The sequence below is a fragment of the Alkalimonas sp. NCh-2 genome, from assembly GCF_039631345.1.
GTDB classification, from domain to species: domain Bacteria; phylum Pseudomonadota; class Gammaproteobacteria; order Enterobacterales; family Alteromonadaceae; genus Alkalimonas; species Alkalimonas mucilaginosa.
Genome location: NZ_JBDIUV010000006.1, coordinates 45,797 through 60,961 on the forward strand (window position 1 = coordinate 45,797; position 15,165 = coordinate 60,961).

Sequence of the window (15,165 nt, forward strand, 5' to 3'; positions counted from 1 at the left end):
GTTAACGACCATCGATACCGCTGATTGGCTCCACCGTCTCCCATTGCTGACAGGATGGGCACAACCAGTAGTGCTGCCGGGTTTTGAAACCACAGTTCCGGCAGCTGTATAACACTTTTTTATCCAGATAATTCGCCACCAGTTCGGTGACTGACTCAAGGATATCCGCGGCAACTTCCGAGCCTTGCTTTCGTTGCTCCAGCAAGGCCTTGAATAAACGGATATTGGGCTGTTGCTGCAACTTTTCAAGCAGCAATTGCTCTGCGGCCTTGATGGAGCCGTGCTGCAGCAGCCAGTCCGCCAGCTCAATATGTGCGCTGATGTTGTTGTGCTTATGGCTAAGCTGAGACAGAAGTTGGTACCAGTCTTCATCAGGCATGCTGCAATTTTTTGCCAAGGGGAGAATATCAGCACTCCACTGCGGTTTCTCTATGACAATACCGCGAAATAACGCAAAAGCCTCGGCGGATTGTTGTTGACTCATCGCCAGTGTCGCCAATTCATATCGAGGTCGTATCGCCTTTGGATACTGACTAGCCAACTGCTGATAGGCTTTGGCACGCTCTGCCGGTAAGCTGTGCTGCAAAGCCTCGCAACCAATATTGGCTAAAGCCAACTGTAGACTACTGGAATTGGTTTGTTCCACCGCTTCAGCAAGCTGTTGTGCTTTTGCCCATTCATGGGTACTAATGTAGAGCGCTACCAGGTTTTTCAGTGCCCTCTCCTGCAATGTAGCCTGGCGGATTAGCGGCACCAACAGTTTCTCAGCCCGATCATACAAACCAGCCGATTGATAATCTTTCGCTAACTCAAATTGAATTTGCTGGGCTTGCACTTTAGGCAGCTTTAACTGATGCAGCTTTTCATGGATGCGGATTGCTTTGTCCCAATCACCGCGGCGACGGAATAAATTAGCCAATGCCAAATAAGTATCAATGGTAGCTGCTTCTATATCCAGTAAGTGCAGCAGCTGCTCTATGGCTTTATCTTCCTGATCCGTCAGCAAAAAGTTCAGGCCAGAAGATAAATTTTTGGTAATGTGGGCGCGGTCTTTCAACTCTTGATGCTTCACGCTATTTCGCCCCATAAACCAGCCATAAGCGGCAGCAACAGGTAATAGCAGAAACAAAAGCTCTAACATAGATTAGCTAGTCGAGGATGGCTGCTGGCGTTTCTTCAACCGGCGGCGTAAACGAAATAACAAACTGAGTAGTACACCTGAAAACAGGCCTAACAGTAAAAACAGAATAGCAACATCAACCAGACGCAGCTCAAATTGGTTATAAAGTAGATCAAGTTCAACCAGTTGCTGGTTGGCGGCACCAAATAAAAAACCTAGTAGCAAGACAAGTGCAATGACAACCGCATAAACAAGATTTACCAAAGCTCACTCCATGGAACAAGGGAAAGTGGCAGACAATGTGGTGCCACATATCAGACTAGATGTTACCTTTCACTCTGTCACGCAACTCTTTACCTGGCTTAAAGTGCGGAACATACTTGCCATCCAGATCCACCCTATCACCGGTTTTTGGATTGCGACCAATGCGTGGTGCACGGTAATGCAATGAAAAACTACCAAAGCCACGGATCTCAATGCGCTCGTTAGAGGCGAGTGATTGCACCATAAGTTCCAGGATTTCTTTGACCGATGACTCCATATCTTTAACCTGGATATGAGGGAAATCCGTTGCCATTTTTTCGATCAATTCAGATTTAGTCATATTATCTCCTGAGCGGTCATAGAGTGGGCTGGCATAACACCAGCCCACACATCAAGCCAGATTACTGATCTTTTTGAGCAGCTTTAAAGGCTTCAGCCATGGCATTGGCACCAAAGTCAGTTTCTTCCTGCTTATTGATGCTATCCAGAGCTTCTTTCTCTTCCGCTTCGTCTTTCGCACGGATTGAAAGGCTGATCACACGGTTTTTGCGATCAACACCCATCAGGCGAGCTTCAACTTCTTCACCCACTTTCAGAGCAGAAGTTGCATCTTCGATGCGCTCACGAGCGATATCAGAGACACGGACGTAGCCTTCAACGCCACCTTCCAGTGCAACGGTTGCGCCTTTGGCATCAACTGCGGTCACTTCACCTTTAACAATAGCACCTTTCTTGTTGTCAGCAAGGTAGTTATTGAATGGATCGTCATCCAGTTGTTTGATACCTAAAGAGATACGCTCGCGCTCTGGGTCAACTTGCAGTACAACGGCGTGTACTTCGTCACCCTTTTTGAACTCACGAACGGCTTCTTCGCCAGTGGCGTTCCAGGAGATGTCAGACAAGTGAACCAGGCCGTCGATACCACCGTCCAGACCGATAAAGATACCGAAATCGGTGATGGACTTGATTTTACCGCTGACACGATCGTTCTTGTTGAAGCCTTTCGCAAACTCTTCCCATGGGTTAGGTTTACACTGCTTCAGGCCCAGAGAAATACGACGACGCTCTTCGTCGATTTCCAGTACCATAACTTCCACAGAATCACCCAGGTTAACAACCTTGGATGGGTGGATGTTCTTATTGGTCCAGTCCATCTCAGACACGTGTACCAGGCCTTCAACGCCTTCTTCGATTTCTACGAAGCAGCCGTAATCAGTCAGGTTGGTAACACGACCAGTGATTTTCGCACCTTCTGGGTAACGTGAAGCGATAGCAGCCCATGGATCTTCACCCATTTGCTTCAGTCCCAGAGAAACACGTTGCTTATCACGGTCAAACTTCAGAACCTTCACAGGAATTTCGTCACCGACATTGACGATTTCGCTTGGATGCTTCACGCGCTTCCAGGCCATATCGGTGATGTGCAGCAGGCCGTCAACGCCGCCCAGATCAACGAAAGCACCGTAGTCAGTCAGGTTCTTAACGATACCTTTGACTTCCATGCCCTCTTCCAGGTTTTCCAGCAGTTGCTCGCGCTCTGCGCTGTTCTCAGACTCGATCACGGCACGACGTGAAACCACCACGTTGTTACGTTTCTGATCCAGCTTGATTACTTTGAATTCTAGCTCTTTGTTCTCTAGGTGCAGCGTGTCACGTACCGGACGGACATCAACCAGAGAACCAGGCAGGAATGCACGAATACCATCAACTTCAACCGTGAAGCCACCTTTCACTTTACCGGTAATTACACCGTGTACAGTTTCTTTGTCTTCACAGGCTTTTTCCAGGCGCAGCCAAGATTCATGACGCTTCGCTTTTTCACGAGACAGCAGAGTTTCACCAAAACCGTCTTCGATAGCGTCCAGAGCAACGTCGATGATGTCGCCGACATTAACTTCCAGCTCACCACTGTTGTTCTTGAATTGCTCGACTGGGATTGCTGCTTCTGACTTCAGACCAGCGTCAACCATAACGACGTCTTTCAGTACAGCAACAACGGTGCCTTTAACAATGGCGCCCGGGCGAGTTTCGATGGCTTTGAGGCTTTCCTCAAATAATTGTGCAAAATTTTCAGTCATAGGTTTGTTTTCAACTATTTGCTTTGCTCCACATTACATCCTGTGCAGTGGGGTTACCAGTTTGTCCCGGCCGGTTCCGTGGCGCGGGATTTTCACTCAGGAATCAGACAAGTTGCAGCTTGCTCTTGGCATACTGATAGACTTCATCCAACACCTGGGTAATGTCTTTATCCGACGAGTCCAGCATCAAGGCATCTTCAGCAGCTACCAAAGGAGCGGTTGCTCTGTTGGTATCGCGTTCATCCCTTGCCTGGATATCGTGCAAAAGGTCGCCGATTTTAACATCGAACCCCTTATTTTTCAACTGCAAAAAGCGCCTCTGAGCTCGAACTTCAGCACTTGCTGTTAAAAATATTTTTACTTTGGCCTGCGGGAACACCACAGTACCCATATCCCGACCATCCGCTACCAGACCTGGCACCTCGCGAAAGGCGCGCTGACGACGCAATAAAGCTTCACGCACTCTGGGTAAAGCGGCGACTTTGGAGGCAACAGCACCCACTTCTTCGGTGCGGATGGTGGAGCTCACATTCTCACCTTCCAGAATAATTTTTACTTCACCGTCATCGTCGGTGCTAAATTGCACATCCAGATGAGCCGCTAAGGGCTGCACGGCATCTTCATCTTCAGGGTCAATTTGATGATGAATTGCAGCAAGCGCCAATACCCGGTAAATCGCCCCACTATCCAGAAAATGCCACCCCAGCTTTTGCGCCAGCAAACGACTGAGAGTCCCTTTACCGGAACCGCTTGGACCATCTATGGTAATGACAGCAGCGTCCTGTTGCATTCAAGCCTCCAAGGTTTTATCTCGAATTTCAGCGCGGTAGTATACAAGCTTTCATGGCAAAAAGCCTGTGAAGTTTTTAAACAAAGCACTTGGGCCCTGGCATAAACCAAGGCCTAAGCGTTTGAAATAATGAAATAACTAGCTTGAAAGCGATTGAAACAAACTAAAATAGTCTGGAAAGGTTTTGCGGGTGCACTCAGGATCTTCAATGGTAACCGGTGTATCGCTAAGTGCTACCAATGAAAAACACATCGCCATACGATGATCATCGTAGGTTGCGATGCTGGCATGCGTCAGACTGGCCGGTGGCGTGATTTTCAAATAATCCTGGCCTTCCTCCACCTCGGCACCGACTTTTCTGAGCTCAGTTGCCATAGCAGCCAACCGGTCTGTTTCTTTCACCCGCCAGTTGTACACATTGCGAATACAGGTCGGTCCTTTGGCAAACAAAGCAGTGGTGGCAATGGTCATGGCGGCATCCGGTATGGCATTAAAATCTTTATCGATGCCATGCAGCTGGTTACGCGTGACAGAAATAAAGTCATCACCCCACTGCACATCAGCGCCCATCTCAGCCAGCGCATCAGCAAAGTGAATATCACCTTGTACCGCATTTTTACCAATACCGGTTACGGTAATAGTACCACCACGAATAGCGGCGGCAGCCAGAAAATAAGACGCGGAAGAAGCATCGCCTTCCACCAGAATACTGCCCGGGCTTTGGTAATGCTGATTACCCCGCACCACAAAGCGCTGATAGTTGTCGTTATGAACGCTCACACCAAAACGCTGCATCAGTGCCAGCGTAATATCGATGTAGGGTTTTGATACCAGTTCACCAACAATCTCGATGCTGCTGTCGCCACTAAGCATGGGGGCAACCATCAATAAAGCGGTTAAAAACTGGCTGGAAATGCTGCCATTGACGCGCGCCAATCCACCTTGTAGTGCCTGTCCCCGGATAGTTAATGGCGGAAATCCTGGCTCTTTTTCGTAGTCAATATCCGCCTGCCATTGCTGCAAGGCGTCTACCAAATGCCCAATCGGCCGCTCGTACATGCGCGGCTCACCTTTAAGGTGTGCTGTGACATTAGAGGCAGCAAGAGCTGCTGTCAGTGGTCGCATGGCAGTCCCTGCATTGCCTAAAAAAAGCTCTACTGGTGTGCTCGCCTGAAAGAAACCACCCAAGCCATTAACCACACACTCGGTGCGATCCGAGCTGAGTTGGTAGCTTACCCCCAGGGCTTGCAGTGCATTGAGCATATGACGTATGTCGTCACTATCCAGCAAATTGGTGATCCGGGTTTGCCCTTTTGCCAGCGCCGCCAGCAATAACACCCGGTTGGAAATACTTTTCGAGCCAGGCAAATGCACTGTGCCTTCGACCCGGCCAATGGGTTGCAATGTTAAGGTGTTCATCCATGGCTCCGTTCAAAGGCTTGCATAAAGGCGATCAAGGCTTCCACACCTGCCATCGGCATAGCATTGTAAATACTGGCGCGCATACCACCGACCAGGCGATGCCCTTTTAATGCCAACAAGCCATTCGCTTCAGCTTCTTTCACAAAGCGATCGTTCAGGCTGTCATCGGCCAGCAGAAAAGGCACGTTCATCCAGGAGCGATTGGCTGGGGCCACATCGTTGCGGTAAAAGGCGCTCTGATCGAGAAACTGATACAAGCGCTCGGCTTTGGCCTGGTTGTGCCGGGCCATTGCTGCCACACCCCCCTGCTGTTTTAACCACTGAAACACCAGGCCGGCCAGGTACCAGGCAAAGGTGGGAGGGGTATTGAACATGCTGTCGTTACCGGCTGTCAGCGCATAATCCATAATGGAAGGAATGGCTTTGCCTTGCCCGCGCGCCAGTAAGTCCTCCCGCACAATAACCAGAGTCAGGCCAGACGGGCCTATGTTCTTTTGCGCTCCGGCATAGATCAAACCAAAGCGGCTGACATCAATCGGCCGGGATAAGATGGTGGAGGACAAATCGGCCACCAGCGGTACATCTGTGTGCGGCAGTTCGGTGAACTCCAGGCCATCGACCGTTTCATTCGGGCAAAAGTGCACATAATCGGCGGTTGGATCAATGTCCCAGTCCTTCGCAGCAACCAGGCTGCGCTGCCCATCCTGCTTGCGGCGAATATCCAGCGTGCGGACCTTGCCAAATTTTTGCGCCTCTTCAACGGCTGCTTTGGACCAGGAGCCAGACACCACATAGTCTGCTTCGCCGTCTTTGCTCAGTAAATTTAACGGCACCGCAGAGAACTGGCCACGGCCACCACCATGCATGAAAAGTACTTTGTAACTATCCGGAATGGACAACAAATCACGTAAATCCTGCTCGGCTTTCGCTGCGATTGCCATAAAGGATTTACTGCGATGGCTTACTTCCATCACAGAGCAGCCATGCTGCTGCCAGTTAATTAATTCAGCTTGCGCTTGTTGCATTACCTCGACCGGCAACATAGCCGGACCGGCACAAAAATTATAGGTGGTCATGCTGTGTTCTTACTCCACACTCTGCACTGTAAACAGAAACGAGCGCTGCTGCGCTCGTTCATTTGAGTGTTATACCTGTTCGTTATCCGCCGCTTGGTCCGGCGTTGTGCCTGTATCAGCACTGTCTTCGGCTACCTCAGCTTCATCAGTGGGTAACTCTTGCTCTTCAATTTCATCGATGCGCTGCACCCCTACCACAGACTCATCGTCTGAGGTGCGGATCAGAATCACGCCCTGGGTATTACGACCGACCTCCGACACTTCCTGCACCCGGGTCCGCACCAAGGTGCCTTTGTTGGAGATCAGCATAATCTCATCGGACTCATTCACCTGTACGGCACCAACCACCAGACCGTTGCGCTCCGATACTTTGATCGAGACCACGCCCTGGGTTGCCCGACTCTTCGCCGGGTATTCTTCCAGCGCGGTTCGTTTTCCGTAGCCGTTCTCGGTCACCGTCAGTACAGCCCCTTCACCGTGCGGGATGATCAAGGAGACCACAGAGCCATTTTCACGCAGCTTGATACCGCGAACACCGGTGGCGGTACGACCCATGGCACGGACCTGGCCTTCATCAAAGCGCACCACTTTGCCATCGTCTGAGAACAGCATAATCTCGCTGTTGCCATCGGTCAGGCCGACACCAATCAGCTGATCACCTTCATTGAGGTTCACCGCAATGATGCCGTTGCTGCGAGGCCGTGAGTAATCGGTCAATGGGGTTTTCTTCACCGTACCTTTGGCGGTGGCCATAAAGACAAACTTGCCTTCTTCGTACTCGCGTACCGGCAGAATGGCTGTAATACGCTCTTCCGCTTCCAACGGCAGTATATTGACGATTGGTTTGCCGCGCGAGATGCGGCTGGCTTGTGGCAACTGGTATACTTTTAACCAGTACAGACGACCCCGGTCTGAGAAGCACAAAATAGTATCGTGGGTGCTGGCCACCAGCAGTTGATCGACGAAGTCTTCGTCTTTCACTTTGGTTGCTGCTTTGCCTTTACCACCACGGCGCTGCGCTTCGTAATCCGTCAGCGGCTGATACTTGGCGTAGCCAAGGTGCGACAAGGTAACCACCACGTCTTCTTCGGTGATCAAATCTTCTAAATTGATGTCCAGTTCGTTTTCTAAGATTTCGGTGCGGCGGGCATCACCATACTGCTCTTTGGCGGCTTGCAACTCTTCGCAAATTACTTCCATCAAGCGCTCTGAACTGGCCAGAATATGCAGTAGCTCGGCAATCAGCTCCAGCAGATCCTTATATTCTGCCAGAATCTTCTCGTGTTCCAGGCCGGTAAGCTTGTGCAGGCGTAGATCCAAAATAGCCTGGGCTTGTTGCTCGGTCAGGTAGTAATGGCCATCACGAATACCGAAATGATCTTCCAGCCACTCTGGCCGGGCTGCATCCTGCCCGGCCCGCTCCAACATGGCACTGACACTGCCCAGCTGCCAGCTGCGCTCCGTCAGGCCAATTTTCGCCTCTGCCGGGCTGTTGGAGGTTTTAATCAGCTCGATGATTTCATCGATGTTGGCCAGCGCTATCGCCAGGCCTTCCAAGATATGTGCCCGGTCGCGAGCCTTACGTAAGTCATACACAGTGCGGCGGGTCACTACTTCACGGCGGTGCAGTACAAAGCATTCCAGCATCTGCTTTAAGCCGAGGATCTTCGGCTGGCCCTGATCCAGTGCCACCATATTGATACCAAATACGGTTTGCATCTGGGTATTGGTATACAGGTGATTCAGCATCACGTCGCTGGACTCGCCACGCTTGAGCTCAATCACAATGCGCATACCGTCTTTATCGGACTCATCGCGCAGCGCAGAAATGCCTTCGATGCGTTTTTCTTTCACCAGCTCGGCGATTTTCTCAATCAAACGCGCTTTATTCACCTGATACGGCAGCTCATTAACGATAATGGTTTCGCGGCCGGTTTTTTCATCGGTTTCAATTTCGGTGCGGGCACGGATGTAAATTTTACCCCGGCCAGTACGGTAGGCTTCTTCGATGCCCTTACGGCCATTGATAATCGCAGCCGTTGGGAAGTCAGGCCCTGGGATCAATTGCATCAGTTCAGGAATGCTGATTTCCGGGTTAGCGATTAACGCCAGGCAGGCATCAATCACTTCAGTTAAGTTGTGCGGCGGAATATTGGTCGCCATACCAACGGCAATGCCTGAGGAGCCATTGATCAGCAGGTTTGGTAACCGGGTTGGTAAAACGCCAGGGATTTGCTCGGTGCCATCGTAGTTCGGCACAAAATCGACGGTTTCTTTATCGAGATCGGCCAAAAGCTCATGGGCAATACGCGCCATCCGTACTTCGGTGTAACGCATGGCTGCCGCGGAGTCACCATCAATGGAACCAAAGTTGCCCTGACCGTCAACCAGCATGTAACGCAATGAGAACGGCTGAGCCATCCGGACAATGGTGTCGTACACAGCACTGTCACCATGTGGATGGTATTTACCAATGACGTCACCGACCACACGGGCAGATTTTTTATAGGCCTTGTTCCAGTCATTGCCCAGTTCTTTCATCGCAAAAAGAACTCGGCGATGCACAGGCTTGAGGCCATCCCGGACATCCGGCAGCGCACGGCCGACGATGACGCTCATGGCGTAGTCCAGGTAGGAATTTTTTAGTTCGTCTTCAATATTGATGGGAACGATTTCTTTTGCCAGCTCAGTCATATTCGCGCTTTTTCCCTTAAATCATGGAGATAACCCGCATTTATCGCAGTTCTTAGTTGCGGGGCAACGTCGGATTCTACCACATAAAATCGCAGTTGCCATGGCCGATCGGTGCTGTTGTTCGAAAAGTAAACCGAAGCCGGTCTGCCACTTGCAGTGGTGCCGCTGCGCCCTATAATAGCGAAAACTTTTTGGAGACTCCCCTGATGGCCGATATCCCTACCCAACCCTTGGCTGACAATGTAGATGCCGCTGAAATTGCCAAGTTTAATGACATCGCCTCTCGCTGGTGGGATCCTGATGGTGAGTTTAAACCCCTGCACCTGCTTAACCCCACGCGGCTGGGTTACATCAGTGATCAACTGGGCGGCTTGTTTGGTAAAGCGGTGATTGATGTGGGCTGTGGCGGCGGTATTCTGGCGGAAAGCATGGCCCGGGCCGGCGCTAACGTCACCGGCATTGATATGGCCGATGAAGCTTTGATGGTAGCACGGCTGCACGCGCTCGAAGCTGGCGTTGCTGTTGATTACCAGCAATCTACCGCAGAGCACTTTGCACTAAAAGCAGCTGGCCAGTTTGAGCTGGTAACTTGTATGGAAATGCTGGAGCATGTCCCCGAGCCAGCGTCTGTGGTGCAAGCTTGTGCGGATTTAGTGGCGCCAGGTGGTACTGTGGTGTTCTCTACCATCAATAAAAGCTGGAAAGCTTACGCCATGGCGATTGTCGGCGCGGAATATCTGCTGCGACTGGTACCACGTGGTACCCATGAATACGCCAAGTTTATTCGCCCTTCGCAACTGATGCGCTATGCCGAGCAAGCCGGTCTCACCATTACCGCAGCGACTGGCCTGCATTTCAATCCGCTGAGCAACACTTTTAAAGTAGGGCCTGGGCTGGATGTGAATTACTTTGTGGTGGCGAAAAAAGCATTGAATTGATGCTTATTTAACTGGTCAGACTGGCGGATAAAAATAGTTTTTTTCAACGAAAAAGAGCTTGCATTTCAGCAAAGCCTGACCGGCGCTGGCCTTGCTGGCTGCAGTAAAAAAGTATTAGCAAACCCCATACCAAAACTATGGTTTTTTCTGACTTGCAAATCGGGTAAATCCACACTATCTTGTGATCCAGTTCGCCGTTATCCCTATATGTTGTGTATTGAAGCAGCAATTAGGGTCGAAAAAATAATCAAGCAATCAGCACTGCCTGGTCTGACGGCGACATCAATTTAAATGGACGCAACAAAAAGTGGGTACTACAGCATGACGACATTGTATGTTACGAAGCGTGATGGCGGTCGGGAGCCGTTGGATTTAGATAAAATTCACCGTGTCATCACCTGGGCTGCCGAAGGGCTGCAAAGTGTGTCAGTTTCTCAAGTTGAACTTAAGTCACACATCCAATTTTACGATGGCATCAAAACTGAAGATATTCACGAAACCATTATCAAAGCTGCCGCTGATCTAATTTCAAAGAGCACACCGGATTATCAGTACCTGGCCGCTCGGCTGGCGGTCTTCCACTTGCGTAAAAAAGCCTATGGCCGTTTTGAGCCGCCGGCTTTGTACGACCATGTAGTACGGATGGTGGAAAACAGTCGCTACGATGCGCACTTGCTGCAGGATTACAGCAAAGCTGAATTGGAGCAATTGGATAGTTTTATCGATCATGGCCGCGATCTGAACTTCAGTTACGCCGCTGTGAAACAACTGGAAGGCAAATATCTGGTGCAAAACCGGGTCACCGGCCAGATCTTTGAAAGTGCCCAGTTCTTGTACATGCTGGTAGCTGCTTGCTTGTTTGCTAATTACCCGAAAGAAACCCGTTTAGGTTATGTGCGTCGTTTTTACGATGCCATCTCCTTGTTTAAATTATCCTTGCCTACGCCTATTATGGCAGGAGTGCGTACTCCTACCCGTCAGTTTAGTTCCTGCGTACTGATCGAGTGTGGTGATAGCCTCGACTCCATTAATGCCACCTCCAGTGCCATTGTTAAATACGTCAGTCAACGTGCTGGTATTGGTATCAATGCTGGCCGGATCCGCGCTCTGGGCAGCCCTATCCGGCATGGTGAAGCTTTTCATACCGGTTGTATCCCGTTTTACAAACATTTCCAGACTGCTGTCAAAAGCTGCTCGCAAGGCGGTGTGCGTGGCGGTGCTGCTACCTTGTTCTTCCCGTTGTGGCACCTGGAAGTAGAGTCTTTACTGGTACTGAAAAATAATCGTGGCGTGGAAGAAAACCGGGTCCGTCACCTTGATTATGGGGTGCAGTTTAACCGCCTGATGTATCAGCGCCTGATCAAAGATGAAAGCATTACCTTGTTCAGCCCATCCGATGTGCCAGGCTTGTACGATGCCTTCTTTGAAGATCAGGAAAAGTTTGAACAGCTGTATGTGCAGTATGAAGCCGATGACAGCATCCGTAAAAAGCGCATTAAAGCGGTGGAACTCTTCACCCTCTTTATGCAGGAGCGAGCCAGCACCGGCCGTATTTACCTGCAAAACGTGGATCATTGCAACACCCACAGCCCCTTTGATCCGAAAGTGGCACCAGTACGTCAGAGTAACCTGTGTCTGGAAATTGCGCTGCCTACCAAGCCGCTGCGTGATGTTAATGACGAAGAAGGTGAAATTGCGCTTTGTACCCTGTCCGCGTTTAACCTGGGCGCTCTGGAGAGCCTGGACGAACTGGAAGAATTATCGGATCTCATTGTACGGGCTCTGGACAGCCTGCTTGATTATCAGGACTACCCCATTCCGGCAGCCCGAAATGCTACTATGGGCCGTCGTACCTTGGGTGTGGGCGTGATCAATTACGCCTATTACCTGGCGAAGAATGGCGTGCGTTACTCCGATGGCTCGGCCAATGGCCTTACTCACCGTACCTTTGAAGCCATTCAGTATTACTTGCTGAAGGCCTCGATGCAGTTGGCAAAAGAATTTGGTCCTTGTCCAAAGTTCAACGAGACCACCTACTCGCAAGGCATTATGCCGATTGACAGCTACAAAAAAGATTTGGATAAAGTCTGCACAGAAGCTTTGCAACTGGACTGGGATCGGTTGCGTCAGGATGTGATGGCCTTTGGTTTGCGGAATTCCACGCTATCAGCGCTAATGCCATCAGAGACCTCGTCACAGATTTCCAATGCCACCAATGGCATTGAACCTCCACGGGGGCATGTCAGTGTCAAAGCCAGTAAAGACGGTATTCTAAAACAGGTCGTGCCTGAGTACGAACGGTTAAAAGCTCAGTACGAGCTGTTGTGGGATATGCCCAACAACGATGGCTACCTGGCCCTGGTCGGTATTATGCAGAAGTTTGTTGATCAAACCATTTCTGCCAATACCAATTACGATCCAAACCGTTTCGACGGTGGCCGGGTCCCGATGAAGCTGTTGTTAAAAGATTTGCTAACCGCTTACAAGCTTGGAGTAAAAACCCTGTACTACCACAACACCCGTGATGGTGCCTCGGATATGCAGGAAGACATGCCAGAAGCTGAAGACGATGACTGCGCCGGCGGCGCCTGCAAGATTTAACTGCCATAGCGGGCTCTTTTCAGAGCCCGTTTTTCGGTTCATTGTGTAATAGGAAGAGAATCACGCCATGGCGTACACCACTTTTAATCGTGAAATTAACGATCAAATGAAAGAGCCGATGTTCTTCGGCAACCCGGTCAATGTTTCCCGTTACGATCAGCAAAAATACCCGATTTTTGAAAAGCTGATTGAAAAGCAATTGTCTTTTTTCTGGCGTCCGGAGGAAGTTGATGTCAGCAAAGATCGCATCGACTTCCAAAACCTGCCAGAGCATGAAAAGCATATATTCCTGAGCAACCTGAAGTATCAAACCTTGCTGGACTCAGTACAAGGCCGCTCACCGAATGTAGCGCTACTGCCTTTGGTGTCCTTGCCAGAGCTGGAAACCTGGATCGAAACCTGGGCCTTTAGCGAAACCATTCACAGTCGCAGTTACACCCACATAGTGCGCAACATCTCCTCCGAGCCACACAAAGTGTTTGATGACATTATGCTCAATCAAAACATTATGGAGCGGGCGGAAGATGTTACGCGTTACTACGATGATTTGATTGAATCCTTTAGTTTGTACAATCTCTGCGGCAGCGGAACCCATAACGTCAATGGCGTCAGCAAAAGTGTCAGTTTGCGTGATTTGAAAAAGAAACTTTATCTATGCCTGATGTCGGTCAATGTGCTGGAAGCTATCCGTTTCTATGTTAGTTTTGCCTGCAGTTTTGCTTTCGCTGAGCGCGAGCTGATGGAAGGCAATGCCAAAATCATTAAACTGATTGCCCGCGATGAAGCCCTGCATCTGACCGGTACTCAGCATATGCTCAACATTATTGCTGCCGGTGAAGACGACCCGGAAATGGGTGAGATCGCCAAAGAGTGCGAGCAAGACGCCATCGCTATTTTCAAAAAAGCCGCTGAACAGGAAAAAGCCTGGGCCGCCTATTTGTTCAAAGATGGTTCCATGATCGGACTGAACAAAGATATTCTGTGCCAGTACGTTGAATACATTACCAACAACCGGATGCAGGCTATTGGCTTAAAACCGATTTACAGCACCAACCAAAACCCTATTCCCTGGATTAATGCCTGGCTGGTGTCTGACAACGTTCAGGTCGCGCCACAGGAAGCGGAAATCAGTTCCTACCTGGTAGGACAAATTGATAATCAGGTGGACTCGGGTGACTTTGGTGACTTCGATCTCTGATCTGACTCACCATGCCTAAAGTGCAGGTGAACAACTCAGACACCGAGTTGGAATACGACAACCAGGACAATCTATTGACTGTGCTGGAGCAAGCGAAGTTTAGCGTGCACTATCAGTGCCGCGAGGGCTACTGTGGAGCCTGCCGTTGCCGCTTGGTCAGCGGTAATATCAAGTACTTACAGGAGCCGCTTGCTTTTGTGCGGCAGGGTGAGTTCTTACCCTGCTGCAGTATTCCAATCAGCGATATTACGATCGAGCTTCCCGACTAGAACCGCTTTATTGACGGATCCCCTCCACCGTTAAATCCAGATAGACATGGGTTGCTGCCGGCCCTAAATCGTAATTGATGCCAAAATCTTTTAAGGCAAATTTAGTGGTACCGGCAAAGCCTGCGCGGTAGCCGCCCCATGGATCGGTGCCCTCACCCATTTTCTCTGCATCAATCACCACTACTTTCGTGATGCCATTCAAGGTTAATTCACCATGAACTTCAAGCCGGCCATTCTCAGTCGCTTTAATCTGTTGGCTCCGAAAATGCGCTTGCGGGTGAGCTTCGACATTTAAAAAATCAGCACTACGCAGATGTTGATCACGTTCCTGATGATTACTATCAATGCTGTTGGTATCAATCGTCAGAGCGATATGGGCACTGCTAAGATCGTTGGCATCGTAATGGAAGCTGCCTTCAAATTGATTAAATCGCCCATACAACCAGCTATAACCCAGGTGATTCACCCGAAACTGAATAAAAGCATGAGCTCCTTCAGTATCGATTTGATAGTCGGCGGCTTGAGTGGTAGCTGACAGAAGGCTGGTTGTGGCTCCTAGCAGGATAGCAGAGCTAAATAAGGCTACTTTCATAAAATTCTCCGTGATTAAAAAACTCAAAATAAGCTTAGCCTACGGAAAAATAGATAAATAGCGCAAAAATAAACAGATTTAATTCTAAAAAATCGCATGATAAGCCATCAAATGACTCATCAT

13 protein-coding genes are annotated in these 15,165 nt (G+C 49.8%); 4 read left to right on the forward strand and 9 right to left on the reverse strand.

From position 1 onward, the window contains the following. Position 1: 1 nt before the first annotated feature. The 8 genes from ABC502_RS14650 to gyrA all read right to left on the reverse strand — a co-directional run bounded on the left by ABC502_RS14650 (position 2) and on the right by gyrA (position 9,444). Complete coding sequence (locus tag ABC502_RS14650; RefSeq protein ID WP_345916422.1) at positions 2 to 1,141, reverse strand: N-acetylglucosaminyl transferase; 1,140 nt, start codon at positions 1,139 to 1,141, stop codon at positions 2 to 4. Positions 1,142 to 1,144: 3 nt separating this feature from the next. Continuing rightward, complete coding sequence (locus ABC502_RS14655) at positions 1,145 to 1,384, reverse strand: lipopolysaccharide assembly protein LapA domain-containing protein (RefSeq protein WP_330086972.1); 240 nt, start codon at positions 1,382 to 1,384, stop codon at positions 1,145 to 1,147. 55 nt (positions 1,385 to 1,439) lie between these two features. Then, complete coding sequence (gene ihfB / locus ABC502_RS14660) at positions 1,440 to 1,724, reverse strand: integration host factor subunit beta (protein WP_330086973.1); 285 nt, start codon at positions 1,722 to 1,724, stop codon at positions 1,440 to 1,442. 61 nt (positions 1,725 to 1,785) lie between these two features. Further along, positions 1,786 to 3,462 (reverse strand): 30S ribosomal protein S1, encoded by a 1,677-nt coding sequence (rpsA, locus tag ABC502_RS14665; protein ID WP_345916423.1) that lies wholly within the window; start codon positions 3,460 to 3,462, stop codon positions 1,786 to 1,788. A gap of 103 nt (positions 3,463 to 3,565) precedes the next feature. Beyond that, complete coding sequence (cmk, locus tag ABC502_RS14670) at positions 3,566 to 4,252, reverse strand: (d)CMP kinase (protein ID WP_330086975.1); 687 nt, start codon at positions 4,250 to 4,252, stop codon at positions 3,566 to 3,568. A 138-nt stretch (positions 4,253 to 4,390) separates the two neighbouring features. Next, positions 4,391 to 5,671 (reverse strand): 3-phosphoshikimate 1-carboxyvinyltransferase, encoded by a 1,281-nt coding sequence (aroA, locus tag ABC502_RS14675; RefSeq protein ID WP_345916424.1) that lies wholly within the window; start codon positions 5,669 to 5,671, stop codon positions 4,391 to 4,393. Continuing rightward, entirely contained in the window at positions 5,668 to 6,750 is a 1,083-nt protein-coding gene (gene serC, locus ABC502_RS14680) for a 3-phosphoserine/phosphohydroxythreonine transaminase (RefSeq protein ID WP_345916425.1), read from the reverse strand. The genes aroA and serC overlap by 4 nt, the downstream gene beginning before the upstream one ends. 69 nt (positions 6,751 to 6,819) lie before the next feature. Continuing rightward, on the reverse strand, positions 6,820 to 9,444 hold the full coding sequence (gyrA, locus tag ABC502_RS14685) for a DNA topoisomerase (ATP-hydrolyzing) subunit A (RefSeq protein ID WP_330086978.1): 2,625 nt from the start codon (positions 9,442 to 9,444) through the stop codon (positions 6,820 to 6,822). Between the two features lie 206 nt (positions 9,445 to 9,650). On the opposite strand from gyrA, the gene ubiG reads away from it, so the two are divergent. From ubiG to yfaE, 4 genes are all read left to right on the forward strand, one after another. Next, positions 9,651 to 10,382, forward strand: coding sequence for a bifunctional 2-polyprenyl-6-hydroxyphenol methylase/3-demethylubiquinol 3-O-methyltransferase UbiG (gene ubiG, locus ABC502_RS14690; RefSeq protein WP_330086979.1), 732 nt, complete (start codon positions 9,651 to 9,653; stop codon positions 10,380 to 10,382). A gap of 321 nt (positions 10,383 to 10,703) precedes the next feature. Beyond that, entirely contained in the window at positions 10,704 to 12,983 is a 2,280-nt protein-coding gene (gene nrdA, locus ABC502_RS14695) for a class 1a ribonucleoside-diphosphate reductase subunit alpha (RefSeq protein ID WP_330086980.1), read from the forward strand. A gap of 67 nt (positions 12,984 to 13,050) precedes the next feature. After that, positions 13,051 to 14,181 (forward strand): class Ia ribonucleoside-diphosphate reductase subunit beta, encoded by a 1,131-nt coding sequence (gene nrdB / locus ABC502_RS14700; protein WP_330086981.1) that lies wholly within the window; start codon positions 13,051 to 13,053, stop codon positions 14,179 to 14,181. An 11-nt stretch (positions 14,182 to 14,192) separates the two neighbouring features. Beyond that, the gene (gene yfaE, locus ABC502_RS14705) at positions 14,193 to 14,450 is read left to right on the forward strand and encodes a class I ribonucleotide reductase maintenance protein YfaE (RefSeq protein ID WP_345916426.1); all 258 of its coding nucleotides are present in this window, start codon (positions 14,193 to 14,195) and stop codon (positions 14,448 to 14,450) included. 7 nt (positions 14,451 to 14,457) lie between these two features. Here the strand turns inward: yfaE and ABC502_RS14710 are convergent, their stop codons facing one another. Then, the gene (locus ABC502_RS14710) at positions 14,458 to 15,042 is read right to left on the reverse strand and encodes a YceI family protein (RefSeq protein WP_330086983.1); all 585 of its coding nucleotides are present in this window, start codon (positions 15,040 to 15,042) and stop codon (positions 14,458 to 14,460) included. Positions 15,043 to 15,165: the final 123 nt, after the last annotated feature.

Coding starts and splice junctions, on each gene's coding strand:
- rpsA (WP_345916423.1), bottom strand. CDS start 3,462: ATGACTGAAAATTTTGCACAATTATTTGAGGAAAGCCTCAAAGCCATC.
- ABC502_RS14650 (WP_345916422.1), bottom strand. CDS start 1,141: ATGTTAGAGCTTTTGTTTCTGCTATTACCTGTTGCTGCCGCTTATGGC.
- ihfB (WP_330086973.1), bottom strand. CDS start 1,724: ATGACTAAATCTGAATTGATCGAAAAAATGGCAACGGATTTCCCTCAT.
- yfaE (WP_345916426.1), top strand. CDS start 14,193: ATGCCTAAAGTGCAGGTGAACAACTCAGACACCGAGTTGGAATACGAC.
- aroA (WP_345916424.1), bottom strand. CDS start 5,671: ATGAACACCTTAACATTGCAACCCATTGGCCGGGTCGAAGGCACAGTG.
- nrdA (WP_330086980.1), top strand. CDS start 10,704: ATGACGACATTGTATGTTACGAAGCGTGATGGCGGTCGGGAGCCGTTG.
- serC (WP_345916425.1), bottom strand. CDS start 6,750: ATGACCACCTATAATTTTTGTGCCGGTCCGGCTATGTTGCCGGTCGAG.
- nrdB (WP_330086981.1), top strand. CDS start 13,051: ATGGCGTACACCACTTTTAATCGTGAAATTAACGATCAAATGAAAGAG.
- ubiG (WP_330086979.1), top strand. CDS start 9,651: ATGGCCGATATCCCTACCCAACCCTTGGCTGACAATGTAGATGCCGCT.
- cmk (WP_330086975.1), bottom strand. CDS start 4,252: ATGCAACAGGACGCTGCTGTCATTACCATAGATGGTCCAAGCGGTTCC.
- gyrA (WP_330086978.1), bottom strand. CDS start 9,444: ATGACTGAGCTGGCAAAAGAAATCGTTCCCATCAATATTGAAGACGAA.
- ABC502_RS14710 (WP_330086983.1), bottom strand. CDS start 15,042: ATGAAAGTAGCCTTATTTAGCTCTGCTATCCTGCTAGGAGCCACAACC.